Below are 23,476 nucleotides of genomic sequence, written 5' to 3' on the forward strand. Positions count from 1 at the left end.
CCTGTATGCAATGCAGGCGGTTTTTCTTTGATGCGAGGCGTCGGCTTACCGAACGTCGGCTTACCGAACGTGGGCTTACTTCTTCTTCATCATGTCGAAGAATTCGGCGTTGGTCTTGGTGGCGCGCATCTTGTCCAGGATGAACTCCATGGATTGCACTTCGTCCATGTCGTGGATGAACTTGCGCAGCACCCACACCTTTTGCAGCAGGTCGGGGGCAATCAGCAGTTCTTCGCGGCGCGTGCCCGACTTGTTCAGGTTGATGGACGGGTAGACGCGCTTTTCAGCCAGACGACGTTCAAGGTGGACTTCGGAGTTACCCGTGCCCTTGAATTCTTCGTAGATGACTTCGTCCATGCGGCTGCCGGTTTCGATCAGCGCCGTACCCAGGATGGTCAGCGAACCGCCTTCTTCCAGGTTACGGGCCGCGCCGAAGAAGCGCTTGGGGCGTTGCAGGGCGTTGGCGTCCACACCGCCGGTCAGCACCTTGCCGGAGGCCGGCACAACGGTGTTGTAGGCGCGGGCCAGACGGGTGATCGAGTCCAGCAGGATCACGACGTCTTTCTTCATTTCGACCAGGCGCTTGGCCTTTTCGATGACCATTTCAGCCACTTGCACGTGGCGCGTGGCGGGTTCGTCGAAGGTCGACGCCACCACTTCGCCGCGCACTGTGCGCTGCATTTCGGTCACTTCTTCCGGGCGCTCGTCCACCAGCAGGACGATCATGACGGCGTCGGGGTAGTTGGTGGTGATGGCATGCGCGATGTGCTGCATCATCACCGTCTTGCCCGACTTGGGGCTGGCGACGATCAAACCGCGCTGGCCCATGCCGATCGGGGCGAACACATCCAGGATGCGGCCCGTCAGGTTTTCTTCGCTCTTGATGTCCCGTTCCAGGCGCATCGTGCGGTTCGGGTGCAGCGGCGTCAGGTTCTCGAACATGATGCGATGCTTGATCGCTTCGGGCGCCACGCCGTTGACCTTGTCCACCTTGACCAGCGCAAAGTAGCGTTCGCCGTCTTTCGGCGTGCGCACTTCACCTTCGATGGAATCGCCGGTGTGCAGGTTGAAACGGCGGATCTGCGAGGGCGAGATGTAGATGTCGTCCGTGCTGGCCAGATACGAGGTCTCGGGCGAGCGCAGGAAACCGAAGCCGTCAGGCAGGACTTCCAGAACGCCGTCGCCGAAGATCTGCTCGCCTTGCTTGGCGCGCCGTTTCATGATGGCGAACATCAATTCCTGCTTGCGCAGGCGGTTGGCGTTCTCGATTTCCAGGCCAGCGGCCATTTCGAGCAGCTGCGAAACGTGCAGCGCCTTCAGTTCGTTGAGGTGCATCGCGGTGAATGTGGGGGAAAAGTAAAGGAGGGTTCTGGCGGCGCGCCACGGACGGGCTCGCGCGGTATTGAATGAGCGCCGCCTCCAGGGCGGCGCCTTCGTTCACAGCACGCGGTTTACAACGCGCCGTCCAGGAATGCGGTGAGTTGCGACTTCGACAGCGCGCCAACTTTGGTGGCGGCGGCTTGGCCGTCTTTAAAGAGCATAAGGGTGGGGATGCCACGGATGCCGTACTTGGTGGCGGTGCCCTGGTTTTCGTCCACGTTCAGCTTCGCGATCGTCAGGCGACCTGCGTACTCGGTGGCGACTTCTTCCAGGATCGGGGCAATCATCTTGCAGGGGCCACACCAGGCAGCCCAGTAGTCCACCAGCACCGGCTGGCCGGATTTCAACACATCGGCATCGAAGCTTGCGTCACTGACGTTCTTGATTTGGTCGCTCATGATGGTGATTCTCGGTTCGGCAGCAAAAGGCGCGTAAAAAGGGACGCGCCTTGCCGTTGTTCTTGTATGTGGAATGGGCTAAAGCATACCACTGTCAATAACAACAGGCATACCACTGTTAATAACAACAGGGTTTGCTGGTTTTGTGTAGGATGTTGCGGCGCAGTCGTTTGCGATCCGGGCCATCAAGCCCTGACGCGCCGGCTGTGACTGTCATCATCCTACCGAATTCGGAGTTGGTCAGGTCGTGCGCAACCCACCGGGAGCCGCGCAGAATCTAGGCTTATCCGTAAAATGTCGGTTTTTTTCCACAGATGTTGGGGATAACTTGGCCACTCCACGTTACACCGAGGCGTCCATTCGCGTCCTGAAGGGGCTGGAGCCCGTGCGCCAGCGCCCGGGCATGTACACCCGCACCGAAAACCCCCTGCACGTTGTGCAGGAGGTCATAGATAACGCCGCAGACGAGGCCTTGGCCGGCTACGGCAAACAGATACAGGTCACGCTGCACAGTGATGGCAGCGTGTCCGTCGAGGATGACGGCCGGGGCATCCCCGTCGGCCTGCATCCCGAAGAAGGCGCGCCCGTCGTCGAATTGGTCTTCACCCGCCTGCACGCGGGCGGCAAGTTCGACAAGGCGGGCGGCGGCGCCTATGCCTTTTCGGGCGGCCTGCACGGGGTGGGCGTTTCCGTCACCAACGCGCTGGCGACCCGGCTTGAAGTCGTGGTCTGGCGCGACGGCGCGGTCAACCGCCTGGTCTTCAAGGGCGGCGACGTTGCCGAACCCCTGGCGCCGTACGACCAGGGCGGCCGCAAGAAGTCGGGCACCCGCGTGCGCGTCTGGCCCGACGCCAAATACTTCGACAGCCCCAATATTCCGCTGGGCGAACTGACGCACCTGCTGCGCAGCAAGGCCGTGCTGCTACCTGGCGTGAAAGTCACGCTGGTCAACGAGAAAAGCGGCGACACCAAGACGTGGCAATACCAGGATGGCCTGCGCGGCTACCTGGCCGAAGCGCTGACCGGCGCCGAACTGATGGTGCCGTTCTTCGAAGGCCAGCAGTACGCCGGGGCCGACCACGAGAACTTCGCCGAAGGCGAGGGCGCCCAATGGGTCGTGGCCTGGACCGAAGACGGCAACGCCGTGCGCGAGTCCTACGTCAACCTGATCCCGACGCCGGCCGGCGGCACGCACGAATCCGGTCTTCGCGAAGGCCTGTTCGGCGCCGTGAAGGGCTTTGCCGAATTGCACAGCCTGTTGCCCAAGGGCGTGAAGCTGCTGCCCGAAGACGTGTTCGCCCGCGCCAGCTTTGTCTTGTCGGCCAAAGTGCTGGACCCGCAGTTCCAGGGCCAGATCAAGGAACGGCTGAATAGCCGCGATGCTGTGCGTCTGGTGGGCGGCTTTGCCAAGAGCGCGCTGGATCTCTGGCTGCACAGCAACGTCGAATACGGCAAGAAGCTGGCCGAACTGGCAATTCGCCAGGCGCAGGCGCGCCAGCGCTCGGCCCAAAAGGTCGAAAAGCGCAAGAGCTCCGGTGTGGCCGTGCTACCCGGCAAGCTGACCGATTGCGAATCCAGCGATGCCAGCCGCACCGAAGTGTTCCTGGTCGAGGGCGACTCCGCGGGCGGGTCCGCCAAGATGGGGCGCGACAAGGAATTCCAGGCCATCCTGCCGCTGCGCGGCAAGGTGCTCAATTCCTGGGAAGTGGACCGCGACCGGCTTTTTGCCAATAACGAAATCCACGACATTTCGGTGGCGATCGGCGTAGACCCCCACGGCCCCAACGACACGCCGGACCTGTCCGGCCTGCGTTATGGCCGCATCTGCATCCTGTCGGACGCAGACGTCGACGGCTCGCATATCCAGGTCTTGCTGCTGACGCTTTTCTACAAGCACTTTCCGAAGCTGGTCGAAGCCGGCAACGTGTTCGTGGCCAAGCCGCCTCTGTTCCGGCTGGATGTGCCGGCGCAGGGCAAGCGCCCCGCCCGCAAGATCTACTGTCTGGACGAAGGCGAGCTTGAAGCCGCGCAAGACAAGCTGCGCAAGGAAGGCGTGCGCGAAGGCGCCTGGTCCGTCAGCCGCTTCAAAGGCCTGGGCGAAATGAACCCGGAACAACTGTGGGAAACCACCATGAATCCGGACACGCGCCGCCTGCTGCCCGTGGGCTACGGCGATCAAACCCCCGAAGACACCACCCGCATGTTCGACATGCTGATGGGCAAGGGTGAATCCTCGCAGCGCCGCGCCTGGATCGAGGAAAAGGGCAACCTGGCAGAGCTGGACATCTGATGACGTCCACCTTGCCCGACCCCGCTTCCGATTCCGCCCGCATGACCGTCGACATGACGGCTGACGACTACGCCGAGTTCGCCGCCTATGTATACCGGCGGCCCGAACTGCGCCGGCGTCGGTATCGTTCGCACCTGCGCTTTGGCGTGCTGATGATCGTGGCGCTCTTTGCCTACCTGGTCTGGCAGACCTGGGACGGCAAGGGGCCCAACTGGTCGCGGATGCTGCCCGTGTATTTCGAAGGGCTGGCGGTCGGCCTGGGCATTCTGGTGCTGTTGGCGCTGGCGTATGAATTCGTCCTGCCGCCGCTGGTCCGGATGAACACCCGCCGCATGCTCAAGAAGCAGCCCGACGACCTTTTCCTGGGACGTCACCAGCTGGACTTTGGCCCCGACGGCATTCTGGATACCACCGGCAGCGCTTCCGGCCGGATGGAATGGTCGGATATCCGCCGCGTCGAGGAAACGCCGCAGCACCTGTACGTCATTCTGGGCACCTTGCAAGGCGTGATCATTCCCAAGCGCGGCCAGGACGCCGCCACGCTGGCAGCGGTGCGCGCCCAACTGCGCGCGCATGTCGCCGACACCCAGCTGGCCCCCTCCGCGTAAGGGCGCATTGACGCCGTTTCGATGAAATTGTCTACCTGAATAACCATGACCGACAGCAATCAACCCGGCCTGTTCGACCCCACCCCGCCCGATGGCGACGGCGATGCCAATGCCGCCATCACACTGGCGCGCTACGCGGAGCAGGCTTATCTGGACTACGCGGTGTCCGTGGTGCGCGGCCGCGCCTTGCCCGACGTGGGCGACGGGCAAAAGCCCGTGCAACGCCGCATCCTGTTCGCCATGCAGGCGATGGGGCTGGCCGCCGGCGCCAAGCCGGTGAAGTCCGCGCGCGTGGTGGGCGACGTGCTGGGCAAGTACCACCCGCACGGCGACCAGGCGGCCTATGACGCCATGGTGCGCATGGCGCAGGACTTCTCGCTGCGATATCCGCTGATCGACGGCCAGGGCAACTTCGGTTCGCGCGACGGCGACAACGCCGCCGCCATGCGATACACCGAGGCGCGCCTGACGCCGATCGCCAAGCTGCTGCTTGATGAGCTGGATGAAGGCACGGTCGACTTCGCGCCCAACTACGACGGCAGCCAGCAAGAACCGCAAATGCTGCCCGCGCGGCTGCCCATGATGCTGCTGAACGGCGCATCCGGCATTGCCGTGGGCATGGCCACCGAGGTGCCGCCGCACAACCTGCGCGAGGTGGCGCAGGCCTGCGTGGCGCTGATCAAGCATCCGCAATTGCCGGACGCCGAATTGCACGCCATGATTCCCGGCCCCGACTTTGCCGGGGGCGGCCAGATCATCACGCCGGCCGCCGATATCGCGCAGATCTACGGCGCGGGCCGGGGGTCCCTGAAGGTGCGTGCGCGCTGGCAGTTCGAAGAAATGGCGCGCGGCCAATGGCAACTGGTCATCACCGAATTGCCCCCGGGCACCTCGGGCCAGAAGGTGCTGGAAGAGATCGAGGAAATCACCAATCCCAAGGTCAAGTCCGGCAAGAAGAGCCTGACGCCCGAGCAGACCCAGGCCAAGGCCGTGATGCTGAACCTGCTGGACGCCGTGCGTGACGAGTCCGGCAAGGATGCGGCGGTGCGCCTGGTCTTCGAACCCAAGACCTCGCGCGTGGACCGTGACGAATTCGTCAACACGCTGCTGGCGCAGACCAGCATGGAAAGCAGCTCGTCGATCAACCTGGTGTGTATCGGCACGGACGGCCGGCCGCGCCAGAAGGGCCTGCGCGACATCCTGGTCGAATGGGTGGCGTTCCGCACCAACACCGTGGTGCGCCGCACGCGTTTCCGCCTGGACAAGGTCACCGACCGCATCCACGTGCTGGAAGGCCGCATGCTGGTCTACTTGAACGTGGACGAAGTCATCCAGACGATCCGCGAATCCGACGAGCCACGCGCGGCGCTGATGGAACGCTTCAAGCTGTCCGAGCGCCAGGCCGAAGACATTCTGGAAATGCGCTTGCGCCAGCTGGCTCGCCTTGAAGGCTTCAAGATCGAGCAGGAACTGGCCGACAAGCGCAAGGACCAGATTTCGTTGCAGGAACTGCTGGACAATCCGACGACGCTCAAGCGCCTGCTGATCAAGGAAATCGAGGCCGACGCCAAGCAGTATGGCGACGACCGCCGCACGCTGATCGAAACGGCCGAGCGCGCCGTGCTCGAAACCAAGGTGCTGGACGAACCGGTGACGGTGATCGTGTCGCAAAAGGGTTGGCTGCGTGCACGTCAGGGCCACGGCCACGATGCCGCGCAGTTCACCTTCAAGCAGGGCGACGACCTGTACGGCGCCTTCGAATGCCGCACCACCGACACGCTGATCGCCATGGGCGACAACGGTCGGGTGTATTCGGTGCCGGTCGCGGGCTTGCCCTCGGCGCGGGGTGACGGCCAGCCGGTCACGACGATGATCGATCTGGAATCCGGCACGCGCATCGTGCACACGATCGCGGCCGCGCCTGAATCGCGTTGGCTGTTGGCTACGCGCGGCGGCTATGGCTTTGCGGCCAAGCTGTCCGACATGGTCAGCCGCCAGCGCGCCGGCAAGCAGTTCATCACGCTGGAAACCGGCGATGAAATGCTGCGCCCGGTGCCCTTGTTCGACGGCGCCACGCAACTGGCGCTGCTGTCGGCCAAGGGCAAGTTCCTGGTGTTTGGGCTGGACGAATGCAAGTCCTTGTCGGGCGGCGGCCGTGGCACCATCCTGATGGGCCTGGACGCGTCCGACAAGCTGGACCAGACGGTGCCGATTGGCGCTCGCGGCCTGCGCGCCACGGGCATTTATCGCAACAAGCTGACCGAAGACATCCTGGTGGGTGACGCGCTGGCGCCGTATGTGGGCAAGCGCGCGCGCAAGGGCCGTCAGCTGGACGTGCGTCCCAAGCAGCCGGTCTTGTCGCCCGTGCTGGGGTAAGGCCACAGGCCATGCCCGGGCGCGCGCCCATGACTCACGCCGCCGCGCATGCCATGCCCGCCAGCCGCCTGGCGCACGTGGATGCGCTGCGCGGCTTTGCGCTTTTCGGCATCCTGGTCGTGAACATCGGCGTTTTCTCGTCGCCGTTCTACGGCGCGGGCATGGCCGATCCGACCTACTCCCGCACGCTGGACTTGGTGGTGCGCTGGCTGATTGCCTGCCTGTTCGAAACCAAGTTCTACCTGCTGTTTTCCTTTCTGTTCGGCTACAGCTTCACGTTGCAGATGGCGGCGGCTGAACGCAGCCAGGCGGCCTTCGCCCCGCGCTTTGTGCGTCGACTGGCAGGACTGGCCGTGCTGGGCGCACTGCACGCCGTGCTGTTCTACCAAGGCGACATCCTGCTGACCTACGCCTTGTTAGGCCTGGGCTTGCTGGCGTGCCGCCGGATCGCACCCCGGCATGCGCTGCACAGCGCGCTGTGGCTGATCGTGCTGGCCGCAACGGCGTGGGGGGTGCTGGGCCTGCTCAGTTTCCTGGACCCCGTGCCCGCCGGCTACGAGGCGCAGTACTGGGCCGACGCGCTGGCGTCCATCGAGGCGTATCGCGGCACGATTGGCACAACCATCTCGCAGCACATCAAGGAATTGACGACCTCGGTGTGGTTCATGGTGTTGTTCGTGCAAGGGCCGTTCGTCTTCGCGATGTTCCTCGCCGGTTGCGCGCTGGGCCGGCGCCAAGCGCTGGCCGACCCGTGGCGGCAACCACGCGTGCTGTGGCTGCTGTGCGCGTTCGGCTTGCTGCCCGGCCTGGCGGGGTCGGCGTTGTATGCCACCTCGTCCCTGCCGTTTGCCGGTGCCGCCTGGGAATTGCCCGGGCTGGCGGTGGACTTGCTGACGGCGCCGCTGTTAAGCATGTCGTACGCCGCCGCGTTTTTGCTGGCGTTCCGTAGCCGCGCGTTGGGCGGTTTGGCGGCGTGGCTGGCGCCAGCAGGGCGGATGGCGTTAAGCAACTACCTGATGCAGTCGGTCATTTGCGCGTTCCTGTTCACCGGCTGGGGGCTGCGCCTGTTTGCGTCGGTGTCGCCGCTGGCAACCGTGGGCATCGCGGTCGCCATATTCGCCGCGCAGCTGCCGTGGTCCGCATGGTGGTTAAAGCATCACGCATACGGCCCCGTAGAGTGGTTTTTGCGCGCGCTGACCATCGGGGCGTTGCCGCCTTGGCGGCGCGCGCGAGCGGGCTGATCGGCATACCGGATCACACGTCGCGGCGGACCGCGTTCAGCGCCGTGTCGATGGCGCCAACCAGTCGTTCGGTCAGCTGGTCCAGCTCGTCATCGGAAATGATGAACGGCGGGGCCAGCAACACGTGGTCGCCCTGGCGCCCGTCGATGGTGCCGCCCATCGGGTACACCATCAGCCCCTGCGCCATGGCTTCGCGCTTGATGCGCGCGTGTAGCGCCAACGCGGGGTCGAAGGTCTGCTTGGTGGCGCGGTCTTGCACCAGCTCAATCCCCATGAACAGGCCTCGGCCGCGGATGTCGCCCACGTGCGGATGCCGGCCCAGCGCCTGCTCCAGCCGCTGTCGCAGACCCGCGCCTTGTTCGCGCACGCGTTGCAGCAGGTTGTCGCGGCGGATCACGTCTTGTACGGCAAGCGAGGCCGCGCAGGCGATGGCGTGGCCCAGATAAGTGTGCCCGTGTTGGAAGAAGCCGCTGCCTTGCTGCATGGCGTCCACGATGCGCTGCTGGACCATCACGGCGCCAATGGGCTGATAGCCGCCACCCAGGCCCTTGGCGATGGTGATGAGGTCGGGCACGATGCCTTCCTGTTCCACCGCGTACAGCGTGCCCGTGCGGCCCATGCCGCACATCACTTCGTCGGCAATCAGCAGCACGCCGTGGCGGTCGCAGACTTCGCGCACGCGCTTGAAGTAGCCGGGCACGGCGGTGACGGCGCCGCTGGTCGCACCCACCACCGGCTCGGCCACGAACGCCATTACGGTGTCGGGGCCCAGCTTCTCAAAGGTCTGTTCCAGTTCCCGCGCCAGGCGTTCGCCGTACTGCTCGGCGCTTTCGCCGCTTTGCTGGTCGCGATACGCGTAGCAGGGCGACACGTGCTCCACGTCTATCAGCAGCGGCGCGAATTGCGCACGGCGCCACGCGTTGCCGCCTACCGCCAGCGCGCCCAGCGTGTTGCCGTGGTAGCTCTGGCGGCGCGCCACGATATGGCGCCGTTGCGGTTGGCCGATTTCCACAAAGTACTGCCGCGCCATCTTCAGCGCGGCCTCGACCGCCTCGGACCCGCCCGACACGAAGTACGCGTGCGAAATGCCCTGCGGCGCGTCCGCCACCAACCGCGCGGCCAGCTGTTCGGCGACGTCGGTCGTGAAGAAGCTGGTGTGGGCATAGGCCAGCGCGTCGATCTGGGCGTGCATGGCGGCCTGGACGTCGGGATGGTTATGCCCCAGGCACGACACGGCGGCGCCGCCGGAACCGTCCAGGTACGCGCGGCCGGCGCTGTCGTGGATCCACACGCCTTGGCCGCTGACGGCGACAGCGGGCGTCTGGCGTAGGGAACGATGCAGAACGTGGGAGTGGCTCATGGCAATCCGTTTGGCAAAGGTGAAGGTTGAAGTCAGCCGGGACGGCGGGAAGTCGGGGCGGTCCAATAGACGTTGTCGGCGCGCAGGCGCTGTTCCACTTCGGTCAGGCGGTTCAGGACGTCCGCGCCGCCGCGAGCCGTCAACCTGGCGATCAGATGTTCGGCCAAGCCGAGCAAGCCGGCGGTGGTGTGAAAGAACGAGCCGGGGCCTCGGCGGGCCGGGTTCGCCTGCACGCCGTCGCGGTCGGGCGGGGCGAAGCGCAGCGTGTGGCGTGCGTCCACGGCCAGCGGCGACAAGGGGTCGTCGGTCAGGGCGATCAGCGCCACGCCCCGCTGCGCCGCTTGGCGTGCCAGTTGCACGGTGGCGGTGGGGTAGGGCGCTTGCGAGATCACGATGAGCGCGTCGCCAGCGTCCAGGCCGTCGGCCTGTTCGGCTGGCGCCCCGCCCAGGCCGTCGATCAGCACGCTGTTACGGCGCACCAACTGATAGGCGTAGCGCATCTGGAACGCGATGCCGAAAGCGGAACGCGTACCCAGAAAACCCACCTGCCGGGCGTTCAGCAAAGTCTGGACGGCAGCGTCGAATGCGGACGCCTGGTTCAGGGCGCACACTGACGTCACCGCCTGGACCTGGTAGTCGGTCAAGGCGTCGTGGCCCGGCGTGGCGGCATCGCCGGCCGCCGCTTGCAGCGCGGCGGCGCGATCACGCAGGCCCGGCTGGGCTTGCCCGCTATTGCCGGCAAGCGCTTGTTGGAAAGGCTGTCTAAATGCTTCGTAGCTGGAGTAGCCCAGCGCCCGCGCCAGCCGCAGCATGGTGGCCGGCGCCACGCCCAGCGCCTGGGCTTGACGCCGCATCGACCACAACCCCACTTGCGCCGGATGCGCCGCCACCCAATGCGCCGCGCGTTGCAGCTCCGGTGGCAGTCCTTCCATTTTTTGCTGCAAGGTCGGGATGAGGTCAGGGGGCAATGACATGTAGGTAAGGCCCAGATTTACCGATTAAAAACAAATGATATATCCGCGGATTTAAATAAAACAATTGTTTTGTTGTTCGGCATTTCCCGTGCGGCGATGCGCGTTCTAGCCCACGCGGCCGCGCCTTGAGCACGCCACTTGCTCCTCTCGCAAGTCCGGGAAATTTGCTTATATCTTCTGCAAATCCGTGTTCATTTATTTACATCGTGCGCGGGTTTTTTGTTTGACGCGAATACATCGGGCGCATATCATTCGTGTAGAAATGAATTTGACCGAACCTTTCTCTTCCATGACCAGCCCCGCGAACACTGATCCCTCCCAGCAGTACGACCTGCGCATTTTGCGAGCCCTGCGCCGCATCACGCGTTCGATCGCATTGCACTCGCGACAGTTGTCCGCGGTCAGCCATATCACTGCTCCGCAGTTGATGTGTCTGCGCACGGTAATGGCCAATGGCCCGATGACGGCCACGGCCATCAGCCGTGAAATGCATGTCAGCCCCAGCACGGTGGTGGGCATCCTGGACCGCCTGGAAGACAAGGGTTTGATCCGCCGTGAACGCGGCCGCGAAGATCGCCGCATTGTTTTCGTTACTGCCACGGACGCCGGCCGCGAATTGGCCCAAGGCGCCCCGTCTCCCCTGCAAAAGCATCTGGCCGACGCATTGAACGCGTTGCCCGAGCTTGAGCAAGCCACCATCACGCTATCGCTGGAACGCATCGTGGCGCTGATGGAGCAGGAAGGGCAGGCAGTCGCAGCGGAACCGCACGGCGATGTATCGTCGCCCATCCTTGAAGTGCCCACGGGCGGGGCACCCCCAGAATCGGGAATCGTTGCATGAAGAAAAACGAACTGGACACCCCCCATCTCTCAAGTGCCGTGGCGCCGGCGGTTCGCGCGCAGACCCATACGATGCGTCTGCCCACCCGCAAAGACGGCGCCGCCATTCACCAGCTCATTTCCGAGTGCCCGCCGCTCGACCTGAATTCCCTCTACGCCTACTTGCTCCTTGGTGAGCATTTCAGCGACACCTGCGTCATCGCCGAAAGTGCCGGCGGACGTATCGACGGTTTTATCTCCGCTTATGTGATCCCGACCCGCCCCGACGTGTTGTTCGTCTGGCAGGTTGCGGTGCACACCCGCGCACGCGGCCATCGGTTGGGCCGCGCCATGCTTCGCGAACTCTTGCAACGCAAGGGGCTCGAGCATGTTCGATATCTTGAAACCACGGTGGGGCCTGACAACCAGGCATCGCGCCGCAGCTTTACCGGCCTGGCCGGCGAGCTTGGCGCCCACGTTTCCGAACAGCCGTTCTTCGACCGGCAATTGTTTGGTGGCGCGGACCATGACGACGAGATGTTGTTGAGGATAGGCCCGTTCGCATTGCCTGCCCCGTAGGGCAGCGCAACCCCAGCGGACTTATCGAAATTACCGGGATGGCAATGCCTGTCCGAATGCGTTCACCGCATCCGGAGGGATCGTGCCGTCTATTCAACTTATGAGATGAAAAGGGAGGATTGATCATATGGACTTGAAAATCTTTGACCGGATGGAATCCGAAGTGCGGGGCTACATTCGGTCGTTCCCCGTGATATTCAGCCAGGCCCGCGGCTCGACGCTGATCGACGAAGACGGCACCGAGTACATCGATTTCTTCAGCGGCGCAGGCACGCTGAACTACGGCCACAACAATCCTGTTCTCAAGGAAAAACTGCTGGAGTATGTGCAGGCGGACGGCGTCGTCCACGGCCTGGACATGGCGACCAGCGCGAAGAAGCGTTTCCTGGAGACGGTGGATCGCGTGCTGCTCAAGCCGCGCAACTGGCAATACACGCTGCAATTCACCGGCCCCACCGGCACCAATGCCGTGGAAGCCGCGCTGAAGATCGCGCGCCAGGTCAAGGGCCGTTCGAATGTGATTTCGTTCACGCATGGCTTTCACGGCGTCAGCGGCGGTTCGCTGGCCGTGACGGCCAACATGAAGTTCCGCGAAGCGTCCGGCTATGCGCTGGGCAACACCACGTTCATGCCCTATGACGGCTACTTCGGCCCCGACGTGGACACGATGGCCTACCTGGAACGCATGCTGGAAGATCCCAGCAGCGGCATGGACAAGCCCGCCGCCGTCATCGTTGAAACCGTGCAGGGCGAAGGCGGCGTCAACGTTGCCACGCTACGCTGGCTGAAAGAGCTGGAAAAGCTGTGCAAGCGCCACGACATGCTGCTGATCGTGGACGACATCCAGGTGGGCTGCGGCCGTACCGGCACCTTCTTCAGCTTTGAAGCCGCCGGCATCCGCCCGGACATCATCACGCTGTCCAAGTCGCTGTCTGGTTTCGGCCTGCCGATGTCCTTGGTGCTGATGAAGCCCGAGCTGGATATCTGGAAGCCGGGCGCCCACAGCGGCACGTTCCGCGGCAACAACCTGGCGTTCGTCACCGCCACGCAGGCCTTGGAAACCTATTGGGCCAACACCGCCTTCACGGCCGACATCCAGCGCAAGGAACGCACGGTGCGTGACTGGCTGGAAAACCTGGTCCACAGCTATCCCAACGCGGGCCTGTCGGTGCGCGGCCGTGGCCTGATCCAGGGCCTGGTATGCAACACCACGCCCGCGCTGGCCAACCGCATCGCGCAGCAGGCATTCAAGAAGGGCGTCGTCATCGAGACCTCGGGCGCGCATGACGAAGTGCTCAAGCTGCTGCCGGCGCTGACGATTGAAGAAGATTTGTTGAGCAAGGGCCTGGACATCATCGAGGCCAGCGTGGCCGACGCGCTGGCAGAAGAAGGCCAGTCCGCCCGCATTCTTAAATTTGGAGGAAAACGTCAATGATCGTACGCAATGTCAAAGATGTGATCGGCACCGCCGACGAAGTCCGTACCGACACCTGGGTCAGCCGCCGCGTGCTGCTCAAGAAGGACGGCATGGGCTTTTCCTTCCACGAGACCACCATCTTTCCCGGCGGCCGCACGCACATCCACTACAAGAACCATCTTGAAGCGGTGTGGTGCATTGAAGGCGACGGTTCCATCGAGACCATCGCCGACGGCAAGAAGTATGACCTGGGCCCCGGCGTGGTCTACGCGCTGAACGAACACGACGAGCACTGGCTGTGCGGCGGCAAAGAGCCGCTGCGCGTCATCTGCGTCTTCAACCCCCCGCTGACCGGCCAGGAAGTGCACGACAAAGAAGGCGTCTACGCCTTGCCTGAAGCCGAAGCCAAAGCGGCTTGATACAAGGAGGTTCGCATGATCTCACCTGCAAAGGATCCGTACGCCTCCCGTACGGACCGGGGCTCCGCCATCATTGCCCGCCAGGACCCGGTGGTCTATGGCGACGGCAAGTACGCCAACGCCTTGTCCGGCGAACAGGTCGGGCAATATGAGCGCGACGGCTTTCTCTTGTTGGAAAACCTGTTTTCCGAAGAAGAGATCCGCGCGCTGTCCGCCGAGGTCGAGCGCATGACGCGCGACCCGTCGATCATCCGGCGCGAGGAATCCATCACTGAACCCGGCAGCAACGCCGTGCGCTCCATCTTCATGGTGCATGTGTTGAACCCCGTGCTGTCGCGCCTGGTGCGCGACCCGCGCCTGGTCAACGTGGCGCGGCAGATCCTGGGCTCCGAGGTATACATTCACCAGTCGCGCGCCAACATGAAGCCCGGCTTCAAGGGCAAAGAGTTCTACTGGCACTCGGACTTCGAGACGTGGCACGTGGAAGACGGCATGCCGTCGATGCGCGCGCTGAGCTGCTCGGTGCTGCTGACCGACAACAACGAGTGCAACGGCCCGCTGATGCTGGTGCCCGGCTCGCACCGCCAGTTCATCTCGTGCGTGGGCGAAACCCCGAACGAGCACTACAAGCAATCGCTGAAAAAGCAGGAATACGGGGTGCCGGACCCGGTCAGCCTGCAATTGCTGGTAGAGCAGGGCGGCATCCGCTCGATGACCGCCAAGGCGGGTTCGGTGGTGTTTTTCGACTGCAACACCATGCACGGTTCGAACAGCAATATCTCGCCGTGGCCGCGCGCCAATGTCTTCATGGTCTACAACAGCATGGAGAACACCTTGAACCCGCCCAAGTACGGCCTGACGCCGCGCCCCGAACATATCGCGACGCGCAAGGGCTTCAAGGCGGTGACGCCGCTGGATACGCTGAAGCTGGTGGGCGGCTGATCCACCGCGTTCAGCCCGCCGCGTCGGACCTTGGCGGGTTGTACCTCCCACACCGAAACCCGGGCCTTGCCCGGGTTTTTTCATGCGCGGTGCGGCGCCTGAAATTCGACCGATGCCGGCGTCCGCTCTCTGCTATTCTTGCGCGGATTCCCCTCACGCCAAAGCGATGCCGCCATGTCCGCCCGTATCCTGAGCTTGCACATTTACCCGATCAAATCCTGCGCCGGCATCGATCTGGCGGAGTCGCCCATCGTCCGGGCCGGCCTGGCTTACGACCGTCGCTGGATGCTGATCGGCGCCGATGGGCAGTTCATGACGCAGCGCCAATGGCCGGCGATGGCCCTGATCCGCACGGCGCTGACCGCCGACGCCCTTCGCGTCAGCGCGCCCGGCATGCCCGATCTGGACGTGCCCCTGGATGAATCCGGCATCGAGCCCGGCGCGCAAACCGTGGCGGTCTGGGCCGACGCGATATCGGCGCGCCACGAAAGCGCCGCCACGGGCCAATGGTTTTCTGAATTCCTGAAAACGCCGTGCCGCTTGCTGAAGGTGGACAGCGCTGCCGCGCGCAACGCCAAGCCCGACTGGGTATCGCGCTGGGTGGATGCGCACCCCGATCTGGCGGACGCCTTCGTGGGCGACCACCACTTCGGCTTTGCCGATGGGTTCCCGCTGCTGATCGCCAACCAGGCCTCGCTGGATGACTTGAACGCGCGCCTGCAAGCCAAGGGCGTGGCGCCGGTGCCCATGGACCGTTTCCGGCCCAACATCGTGGTCGAGGGCGAATGGGAACCCTTCGAAGAAGACCATACCGCCATGATCACGGCAGCGGGCGTTCGGATGGCGTTCGTCAAGCCGTGCACTCGTTGCTCGATTCCCGACATCGACCAGCGCACCGCCCAGCAGCACGACGAGCCCGGCCGTACGCTGGCGGGCTATCGCAATCTGGATATCGGGGTGGTGTTTGGCCAGAACGCCATTCTGGACACGCCGGCCGGCGCGCGCTTGAAAGTCGGCGACGCGGTCGAGATCGAACTGGATTTCTGACCGGTCGTCGGGCCGGGGGTGTCTTCGGTCACGCCGAAGACACCTGTGCGGATTACGCCGAAGACAACTTCAGGCCGATCAGACCCAGCACAATCAGGGCCACGCTGACGATGCGCATCCAGCTCGTGGACTCGCCGAACAGCACGATACCGGCCACGAAGGCGCCCACGGTGCCGATGCCCACCCACACGGCGTAGGCGGTGCCCAGCGGCAGCGTTTTCATGGCGACAGCCAGCAGCCACACGCTGATGGCCATGCCGCCCGCGGTAATCAGGGACGGCCAGAGGCGGGTGAAGCCATGGGTGTATTTCAGGCCTACGGCCCAGACGATTTCAAACAGGCCCGCTAGCACCAGGATGATCCAGGTCATTGACGACTCCTTCTGTTGCGCTGCCGGCGTTGCGCCGGCAATAAGGGGTCGTCCCCGGATAAAAAAAACACCGGTCGTTTGACCGTGCGCAGCAACGGGCCGTCCCGCTGCGGCAAAAATTATAGAATACCGGCTTCCAACGGCAAAACCGGATGCCGGGCATCACTTAAGCAACACGTCGCGGACCGGACCGCGAACCAGGAATTTCCATCATGCAACGCATCATGCTGCGGGCAAAGCTACACCGCGTCACGGTCACCGAAGCCGACCTTCACTACGAAGGCTCATGCGGCATCGACGAAGACCTGCTGGACGCTGCCGGCATGCGCGAGTTCGAACGCATCGAACTCTACAACGTCACCAATGGCGAACGCTTCGACACCTACATCATCAAGGCGGCCCGCGGCAGCGGCGCCATCTCGCTGAACGGCGCGGCCGCGCGCCGGGCCCAGGTGGGCGATCTGTTGATCATCTGCACCTACGGGCCGATGTCCGAAGAAGACTCCGCCAAGCACAAGCCGCAGGTCGTGCTGGTGGACGACGCGAATCGCGTCAAGGAAATTCGCAAGTTCCCGGCCTGAGGCCGGGCCGGGCAACGCGCCATTTCGGCCTGGCCGGAGGGCGCTTTCGTCAACCCTGAACCATTTCATCATGAGCTTCCAGGTCATCATCCAACCCAGCAAGCATCAATTCCCGGTTGAGCCCGGCCAGACCGTGCTCGACGGCGCCTTGGCCGCCGGCATCGTGCTGCCCTACAGCTGTCGCAATGGCGCGTGCTCCACCTGCAAGGGCAAAGTGGTGTCCGGGGAGTTCGACGCCGGGCAATATCCCGCCCAGATCCTGTCGCCGGAAGAACTGGCCAACGGCTACACGCTGTTTTGCCAGGCCAGGCCCGCGTCCGACATGGTGGTTGAATCCACCGAAGTCCGGCTGGCCAGCGACATCCAGATTCGCAAGCTGCCGTCGCGCGTGCAGACGCTGGAACGCGTGGCGCCCGATGTCACCGTGCTTAAGTTGCAACTGCCTGCTTCCGAGCAGTTCCGCTATTACGCCGGGCAGTACATCGAAGTCATCCTGAAAGACGGGCGTCGTCGCAGCTATTCGATGGCCGGTGCGCCGCATACCGGCAGCCCGCTTGAACTGCACATCCGGCACATGCCGGGCGGGCTTTTCACGGACCATGTATTCGGCGCCGGCACCACGCAGATGAAGGAACGCGAGATCCTGCGGCTGGAAGGGCCGTTCGGCTCTTTCTTCCTGCGCGAAGACAGCAACAAGCCCATCGTGCTGCTGGCTAGCGGCACGGGCTTTGCGCCTGTGAAGGCCATCGTCGAGCACATGATCCACAAGAGCATTGCGCGCCCGGTCACGCTGTACTGGGGCGGCCGCCGTCCCCAGGACTTGTACATGGACGCACTGGCGCAGTCCTGGTCTGGCCTGCTGCCGAACTTCAAGTACGTACCGGTGGTGTCCAATGCGCTGCCCGAAGACGGCTGGTCGGGGCGCACCGGCTTCGTCCATGAAGCCGTCATGCAAGACATCGCGGACCTGTCCGGCCATCAAGTCTATGCCTGCGGCACGCCGCTGATGGTGGATGCCGCGCGTCGCGAATTCAGCGTGCAGAACGGGCTGCCGCCGGAAGAGTTCTACGCGGATGCCTTCACGTCCGAGGCCGACCTGGCGAAAGCCGCGTCGTAAATCGGACCACGGGAATCATCGGGGGGGAATTCACAGGCTGAAAAGCTTCGTGACTTCAGCCCCTTTTTTATACGTAGGCGAAGGCAAATCGGCGGGGTAAACTGCCTTCGCAGCGGCTTGCCAAAGGGGCGGACATCGGGTCCGTAACCGACTTGGCATGCAAGGAGCAATGCGGGCATGAAAGTAGCGGTATTGGGTAGCGGCATTATCGGAATCTCCAGCGCCTGGTGGCTGAACCAGGCCGGCCACGACGTTGTGGTCATTGATCGCTGCACCGGTCCCGCCCAGGAAACCAGCCTTGCCAATGGCGCGCAGATTTCGGTTTCCTATGCCGAACCCTGGGCCAATCCGCAGGCGCCGCTCAAGCTGCTCAAATGGATGTTCCAGGACAACGCGCCCTTGCTGTTCCGGCCGCAGCTGGACTGGCGTCAATGGATGTGGGGCCTGGCCTTTCTGCGTGAGTGCCTGCCCGGCCGGCTGGCTCCGAATATTCGGGCCATGGTGCGCATGGCCGAGTACAGCCGCGCCACGCTGCGCAGCATGCGCGCGGAACTGGGCATCGAATACGACCACCTTGAACGCGGCATCCTGAACTTCTACCGCGATCCCCACGAATTCGAAAACTCGCAACGGGCCGCCGGCCTGATGCGCGATTTCGGCGTCGAGCGCCGCGTGGTCACGGCAGACGAGGTCATCGCCATCGAACCGGCCCTGGCCCCGCACCGCCAGACCATCGTGGGCGGTGATTACACGCCTGAAGACGAAAGCGGCGACGTCCACTTGTTCTCGGTCGCGCTGGCCGAACGCTGCGCCCGCGCCGGCGTCGAATTTCGCTACAACACGCGAGTCACACGTTTGCTGACGCAAGGCGGCGCCGTGCAGGGCATGGAAATCATTGAACCCGATGGCCGCTACGGCACCCTCTCGGCAGACGCGTATGTCGTGGCGATGGGCAGCTTCAGCCCCAATCTGCTGCGTCCCTTGGGCATCCCGTGCAACGTGTATCCCGCCAAGGGCTACTCGGCGACCTTCCCGGTGCTCAAGCCGGAAGCCACGCCTACGGTCAGCCTGACCGACAGCAGCCATAAAATTGTGTTTTCGCGCCTGGGCGACCGTCTTCGCATGGCCGGCACCGCCGAGCTTTCGGGATATTCGCGCAGTCTGAACACCGGCCGTTGCGAAGCCATGACGCGCCTGGCGCAAGAACTTTTTCCCGACGCGCTCGATTTCGAACGCGTCAGTTATTGGTCGGGCCTGCGCCCGTCCACTCCCTCGAACGTGCCCATCATCGGCCGTAGCCGCATCCCCAACCTGTATATCAACACGGGTCACGGGACGCTCGGCTGGACGATGGGCGTTGGCTCGGGCCGGGCTTTGGCCGATCTGCTCAGCGGACGGCGGCCGGAACCGGAATTTCCTTTTCTTGGTCTGTGAACCTATGAAGAATCTGCAATTGGCGGGCGTTGCCCGCGCGATGTTCGCCAGCCGGCGTGCATGGGTCTTCGGCGCCGCGATGGCGCTGGCGGGGGTGGCTAACGCCGCACCCGTGGAAATCCAGGTCTGGCACACACTGTCGGACGCCAACAAGGCCGAGTTCGAAAAACTGGCCAAGCAGTACAACAAAGAGCAGGACCAGGTCAGCGTCAAGCTGCGTGGTTTCGCCTCGCAAGAGGCGCTGGAACAGGAAGCCGCATCGGCCGCCAAGGCCAAGAAGGCGCCCAACCTGGTCCAGCTGACGGATAACCATTCACCGGAAGTCGTGGCGCAGCACAAAGCCATCATGCCGATGTACGAACTGCTGGCCAAGTACCCGATCAAGGACCTGAACTGGTTCGTGCCGGCCACCAGCAGCTTCACGCGCGACAGCAAGGGCCGCCTGCTGGCGTTCCCGTGGATGGCCGAAGTGCCGGTGATGTTCTACAACACCGCCGCCTACAAGAAGGCCGGCTTGGATCCCAACAACCCCGCGCGCACCTGGAACGGCCTGCAAGCCGAACTGCTGAAGCTGCGCGACGTGGCCGACATCGATTGCCCCTACGCGTCCAGCGACCAGGTCACCGTGCACCTGGAGAACCTGGCCCCGATCAACGGTCAGCAATTCACCAGCAACAACAACGGCCTGGACGCGATCACGAAGAAAAGCGCCGCGCCCGCGATGCAGTTCGACACGCTCTACATGCGCCACATCTCCCTGATGGTCAGCTGGAAGCGTTCGTTGCTGTTCATGGCGCACACGGGCGACGCGTCGGCCGACAAGTTGTTCGCCAAGGGTGAATGCGCGGTGCTGACCGCCAATTCCGGCGCATTCGGCACGTTCCTGAACACCAAGTCGCTGTCGTTCGGCGTGGCGCCGGTGCCGTACTACGACCAGGCCACCAAGGCTGCCGGCCAACCGTTTGTCAGCGGCTCGGCTTTGTGGGCGCTGGAAGGCCGCCCGCAATCCGAAGAAAAGGCAACGGCACAGTTCCTGGCCTGGCTGTCCAAGCCGGTCGTGGCCGCCGAATGGCATCAGCGCACGGGCTTCCTGCCCCTGACCGAAGCCGCGTTCCGCGCGTCTGACGTGTCGTTCTACAAGAGCATCCCGGGCGCACAGGCCGTGATCGCGTCGATGAGCAACCGTCCGGCCAGCAACAGCCGCGGCTTCCGCATGGCCAACTACGCGCGCATCGAACCCGTTCTGAATCAGCAACTGAACGACGCCTTCGACGGCAAGGTTCCGCCCGTGTCGGCATTGAACAATGCGGCCTCGCAGGCGCGCAGCATCGCCGCCCAGCGTTAATCCATGCGCTAGGCCTGGGCAGCGTGTAGCTGCCTGCCGCCACCGCAAAAACCCGGTCTTTCAGACCGGGTTTTTTTTCGTCTTCGGCACGCCTGTCCGGCAGGGTGGATCAATCCATCCATGCGTACATGCCAGTCTGGCGGCCCGCTTTGCCCTCGTCCACCATGCCGTTCATGCGTACCGATTCCGGTGCGCCTTCAGCTTGCGGTGAGGCATGGTTCGAATCATTTTCCTGGTGGCAGGCGTGTCCTGCCTGGGGGCTTGCACTGGCTGGCCCGCCAATGATGGCGCCGGTGTGGCGTGGCAGGCTGCCGGGTCCGCTGCGCACGCGTTTCGTTTTGATTGGCGCTTGTCCGGCGACCCGGCGGTTGCGCCCATGCAGGTGTTCGACGACGGCAAGGACGTCTGGCTGCAATTCGCGCCGGGGCAACCTTTGCCCGCTATCTTCGGTGTGCGAGCAAATGTTGAACACGCGCTGCCCTATACGCGGCGCGACCCTTATGCGGTGGTGGCGGGGGCGTGGGACGCGCTGCGGTTTCGCGGCGGGCGCTTGATGGCGCGCGCTGAACGCGAAGCCCGACGCGACACCCAACGCGACACCGAACGCGCAGCCGATGTTGCGGCCGCGCCAGGCGCACCGGTTTCGATGTCGGCAGAAGCCGCCGTCGCCGTCCCGCTTGCGGGCGTAGGGCAACTGGCGGGTAAAGGGCCATTGGGCACGCGCGATGCGCCTGTGCTGGCGGCTTCTTTGCCCGGCGATTCCAAGGCAGACATTTCAACGGCGGGCGCTTTAACGGCAGCTGTTTCAAGCGGAGCCGCTTCAACGTCAGACACTTCAATTTCGGGCGTATCCCTATCCGCCATTCCAAGCCCAAACGCGGCTGCCGCCGTCAGCAGGTATCGGGCAGCACCCCCGGACACTACGCTGCGCGCCGTGCTGGCGCGCTGGGCCGGTGATTCGGGCTGGACCTTTCGCCCGCAACACTGGGCTGTCGACGTCGACATTCCCCTGTCCGCCTCGGCCGATTTTTCCGGCGATTTCAAATCCGCTGTCCGCGAATTGCTGAGCGCCACCGAGCTGGCCGACAAGCCCTTGCAGCCTTGCTTCTACGGCAATCAGGTCCTGCGTGTGGTGCCGTTGGCCCAACCGTGTTCGCGGGCCGCGCCTGCGCAAGGGGGTGGGGCATGAACCGGCTTCAATGGTTTGGCGTGGCTGCGACTTGCGCGCTAGCTGGCTGCGCGGCAACGGAGCAGGTGGCGCACTTGAATCGGGCGGCAAACGAACGGCTTGATGTTGTCTCCGGCCATCACCGCGCGTTCGCCCAGGGCTTGTCCGACCGCCAGGCGCGCATCGCCGCGCAGGACGTGGCGGCGCCGTGGGTGGCCGGCACGCCGCAACCCTTGGCGCGCGACGTGTCGCTGCCGCCCGCTTTGCGCGAGAACGTGCCCACCACGTTGATGCTTGCGGACGACGCCGATCTTTTCGGATTGGCGCAACGCCTGGGCGCTGCCACCGGCATCCCGGTGCGGGTGCAACCCGAAGCGTTGCTGCCGCTGGAGCAATTTCTGCCGCGTCTGGCCGTAACGGGCGGCCTGTCCGTGCCGGCGCCGTACCGCATGGAAGTCCGGGACGGCCCCTTGCCGCTTGCCGACTTGCTGGACGCGTTGGCCGCGCGCTTTTCGGTGCATTGGCGATACGTGCGCAACGCGCTGGAGTTCTACCGCACCGAGACGCGCGTGTTCGACGTGCGCGCGCTGTCGTTGGCAAGCGCGGTCGACGTGCGCCTGGGCAGGTCCGGCAACGCAGACGGCGAGGGCTTCGAAAGCACCTCCAGCACCACGTTGGCGGCCAAGGAACACAACGCGCTGGCCGTGCTGCGGGCCAGCATCGCGCCGTTCCTGACGCGGTCGGGCCTGATTGCCGATGCGGTGGACGGCGCATCGTCCCTCGTCGTCACTGACACTCCCGACGCGTTGGAGCGCATCGCGGTCTTCCTCGAACGCGAAAACAAAGCCATGACGCGTCGCGTACGCCTTGTCTTCGAAGAAATCACCGTCATCGTCAAGCAATCGGCCTCGGGTGGCCTGGACTGGAACGCGCTATACGCGGCGGCGGGGGCTTCCGCGCGCTACGCCATGCCGGCCGTGGCGGCTGCGGGCGCAAGCACGCTTGACCTGTCGGCGGGGCGGGGCGCCTGGCAAGGGTCGCAAGCGCTGGTGTCTGCGCTGAGCACAATGGGCGCGATCGTCCGGCACAACAAGGTTCCTGTCTTGACGCTTAACCGGCGCCCGGTCACTCATGCCATTCGCACCACGTTTTCCTACATCGATCGCGTACAAAGCACCGCGGTGCCGGGCACCACGGCGGGGGGCGCCAACGGCACGTTGCCGGCCGTGTCCATCACGCAAAAAGAAGAAACGGTGGGCTCGTTCCTGACCCTGGTTCCTGATATCCAGCATGACGGCCAGATCTTGCTGTCCGTGGCGTATGACAACGCGGTGGCGCAACCACTGAAGACCATCACCTTTGGCGAGCGCGGCAATCAGGTCCAGGTGCAGCAGATCACGATTGACGGCAATGGCACGGTTCAGCAAATAGAGCTGCGGCCGGGGCAACCCGTGATTTTGTCCGGCTTCGACCGCAGTACCGACCAGCATGCAGGCCAGCGCCTGGCCCCGGGGCTACCGCTGATCACCGGCGGGCACGACAGCGCCGAGCAGGCGCGCGAGACGACGTTGATGCTCGTCACCGCCCAAGTAGAAGAGGGGTACTAAGCCG

The 23,476-nt window shown here is 64.2% G+C and carries 21 protein-coding genes; 16 read left to right on the top strand and 5 right to left on the bottom strand.

The genetic code is table 11. The features are described from left to right. Positions 1 to 75 precede the first annotated feature (75 nt). Entirely contained in the window at positions 76 to 1,335 is a 1,260-nt protein-coding gene (rho, locus tag KYT87_RS08910) for a transcription termination factor Rho (RefSeq protein WP_006218533.1), read from the bottom strand. Positions 1,336 to 1,451: 116 nt separating this feature from the next. Continuing rightward, positions 1,452 to 1,778 carry a thioredoxin TrxA gene (trxA, locus tag KYT87_RS08915; RefSeq protein WP_006218534.1) on the bottom strand — a complete coding sequence of 109 codons (327 nt, stop codon included), beginning with the start codon at positions 1,776 to 1,778 and terminating at the stop codon, positions 1,452 to 1,454. A gap of 328 nt (positions 1,779 to 2,106) precedes the next feature. On the opposite strand from trxA, the gene parE reads away from it, so the two are divergent. From parE to KYT87_RS08935, 4 genes are read left to right on the top strand one after another with little or no spacing between them, the layout of a single operon-like run. After that, entirely contained in the window at positions 2,107 to 4,068 is a 1,962-nt protein-coding gene (gene parE / locus KYT87_RS08920) for a DNA topoisomerase IV subunit B (protein ID WP_046803714.1), read from the top strand. Next, positions 4,068 to 4,676 (top strand): YcxB family protein, encoded by a 609-nt coding sequence (locus KYT87_RS08925; RefSeq protein ID WP_219992031.1) that lies wholly within the window; start codon positions 4,068 to 4,070, stop codon positions 4,674 to 4,676. Before parE ends, KYT87_RS08925 begins: the two co-directional genes overlap by 1 nt. Before the next feature lie 45 nt (positions 4,677 to 4,721). Next, complete coding sequence (gene parC, locus KYT87_RS08930) at positions 4,722 to 7,052, top strand: DNA topoisomerase IV subunit A (RefSeq protein ID WP_219992032.1); 2,331 nt, start codon at positions 4,722 to 4,724, stop codon at positions 7,050 to 7,052. A gap of 29 nt (positions 7,053 to 7,081) precedes the next feature. Next, positions 7,082 to 8,293 carry a DUF418 domain-containing protein gene (locus KYT87_RS08935; protein WP_255594020.1) on the top strand — a complete coding sequence of 404 codons (1,212 nt, stop codon included), beginning with the start codon at positions 7,082 to 7,084 and terminating at the stop codon, positions 8,291 to 8,293. Positions 8,294 to 8,306: 13 nt separating this feature from the next. Here the strand turns inward: KYT87_RS08935 and KYT87_RS08940 are convergent, their stop codons facing one another. Together KYT87_RS08940 and KYT87_RS08945 are read right to left on the bottom strand one after the other, a co-directional pair. Further along, positions 8,307 to 9,653 carry an aspartate aminotransferase family protein gene (locus tag KYT87_RS08940; RefSeq protein ID WP_219992033.1) on the bottom strand — a complete coding sequence of 449 codons (1,347 nt, stop codon included), beginning with the start codon at positions 9,651 to 9,653 and terminating at the stop codon, positions 8,307 to 8,309. Positions 9,654 to 9,685: 32 nt separating this feature from the next. Continuing rightward, complete coding sequence (locus tag KYT87_RS08945; RefSeq protein WP_219992034.1) at positions 9,686 to 10,627, bottom strand: MurR/RpiR family transcriptional regulator; 942 nt, start codon at positions 10,625 to 10,627, stop codon at positions 9,686 to 9,688. 289 nt (positions 10,628 to 10,916) lie between these two features. On the opposite strand from KYT87_RS08945, the gene KYT87_RS08950 reads away from it, so the two are divergent. The 6 genes from KYT87_RS08950 to KYT87_RS08975 all read left to right on the top strand — a co-directional run bounded on the left by KYT87_RS08950 (position 10,917) and on the right by KYT87_RS08975 (position 15,850). After that, on the top strand, positions 10,917 to 11,468 hold the full coding sequence (locus KYT87_RS08950) for a MarR family winged helix-turn-helix transcriptional regulator (RefSeq protein ID WP_046803710.1): 552 nt from the start codon (positions 10,917 to 10,919) through the stop codon (positions 11,466 to 11,468). Then, on the top strand, positions 11,465 to 12,025 hold the full coding sequence (ectA, locus tag KYT87_RS08955; RefSeq protein WP_046803709.1) for a diaminobutyrate acetyltransferase: 561 nt from the start codon (positions 11,465 to 11,467) through the stop codon (positions 12,023 to 12,025). Before KYT87_RS08950 ends, ectA begins: the two co-directional genes overlap by 4 nt. 127 nt (positions 12,026 to 12,152) lie before the next feature. Continuing rightward, complete coding sequence (gene ectB, locus KYT87_RS08960) at positions 12,153 to 13,460, top strand: diaminobutyrate--2-oxoglutarate transaminase (RefSeq protein ID WP_104145719.1); 1,308 nt, start codon at positions 12,153 to 12,155, stop codon at positions 13,458 to 13,460. After that, positions 13,457 to 13,861 carry an ectoine synthase gene (locus tag KYT87_RS08965; protein ID WP_006218546.1) on the top strand — a complete coding sequence of 135 codons (405 nt, stop codon included), beginning with the start codon at positions 13,457 to 13,459 and terminating at the stop codon, positions 13,859 to 13,861. Before ectB ends, KYT87_RS08965 begins: the two co-directional genes overlap by 4 nt. A 15-nt stretch (positions 13,862 to 13,876) precedes the next feature. Beyond that, positions 13,877 to 14,803 carry an ectoine hydroxylase gene (gene thpD / locus KYT87_RS08970; protein ID WP_046803707.1) on the top strand — a complete coding sequence of 309 codons (927 nt, stop codon included), beginning with the start codon at positions 13,877 to 13,879 and terminating at the stop codon, positions 14,801 to 14,803. A gap of 174 nt (positions 14,804 to 14,977) precedes the next feature. Next, positions 14,978 to 15,850 carry an MOSC domain-containing protein gene (locus tag KYT87_RS08975; RefSeq protein WP_219992035.1) on the top strand — a complete coding sequence of 291 codons (873 nt, stop codon included), beginning with the start codon at positions 14,978 to 14,980 and terminating at the stop codon, positions 15,848 to 15,850. 52 nt (positions 15,851 to 15,902) lie between these two features. Here KYT87_RS08975 and sugE read toward each other — a convergent pair whose 3' ends face one another. Then, the gene (gene sugE / locus KYT87_RS08980) at positions 15,903 to 16,220 is read right to left on the bottom strand and encodes a quaternary ammonium compound efflux SMR transporter SugE (RefSeq protein WP_046803706.1); all 318 of its coding nucleotides are present in this window, start codon (positions 16,218 to 16,220) and stop codon (positions 15,903 to 15,905) included. Between the two features lie 212 nt (positions 16,221 to 16,432). Here sugE and panD point away from each other — a divergent pair, with 212 nt between their 5' ends. The 6 genes from panD (at position 16,433) to KYT87_RS09010 (ending at position 23,472) form a co-directional block, all read left to right on the top strand. Then, entirely contained in the window at positions 16,433 to 16,801 is a 369-nt protein-coding gene (panD, locus tag KYT87_RS08985; RefSeq protein WP_039883066.1) for an aspartate 1-decarboxylase, read from the top strand. A gap of 70 nt (positions 16,802 to 16,871) precedes the next feature. Beyond that, the gene (locus KYT87_RS08990) at positions 16,872 to 17,918 is read left to right on the top strand and encodes a CDP-6-deoxy-delta-3,4-glucoseen reductase (protein ID WP_219992036.1); all 1,047 of its coding nucleotides are present in this window, start codon (positions 16,872 to 16,874) and stop codon (positions 17,916 to 17,918) included. A 177-nt stretch (positions 17,919 to 18,095) separates the two neighbouring features. Next, on the top strand, positions 18,096 to 19,352 hold the full coding sequence (locus KYT87_RS08995; protein ID WP_046803705.1) for a D-amino acid dehydrogenase: 1,257 nt from the start codon (positions 18,096 to 18,098) through the stop codon (positions 19,350 to 19,352). A gap of 4 nt (positions 19,353 to 19,356) precedes the next feature. Continuing rightward, complete coding sequence (locus KYT87_RS09000) at positions 19,357 to 20,697, top strand: extracellular solute-binding protein (RefSeq protein ID WP_046803704.1); 1,341 nt, start codon at positions 19,357 to 19,359, stop codon at positions 20,695 to 20,697. 214 nt (positions 20,698 to 20,911) lie between these two features. Further along, the gene (locus tag KYT87_RS09005; RefSeq protein WP_219992037.1) at positions 20,912 to 21,886 is read left to right on the top strand and encodes a TcpQ domain-containing protein; all 975 of its coding nucleotides are present in this window, start codon (positions 20,912 to 20,914) and stop codon (positions 21,884 to 21,886) included. Then, on the top strand, positions 21,883 to 23,472 hold the full coding sequence (locus tag KYT87_RS09010) for a type II secretion system protein GspD (protein WP_219992038.1): 1,590 nt from the start codon (positions 21,883 to 21,885) through the stop codon (positions 23,470 to 23,472). Before KYT87_RS09005 ends, KYT87_RS09010 begins: the two co-directional genes overlap by 4 nt. Positions 23,473 to 23,476 lie beyond the last annotated feature (4 nt).

The sequence above is a fragment of the Achromobacter sp. ES-001 genome (assembly GCF_019448355.1).
Classification (GTDB): domain Bacteria; phylum Pseudomonadota; class Gammaproteobacteria; order Burkholderiales; family Burkholderiaceae_B; genus Achromobacter; species Achromobacter spanius_B.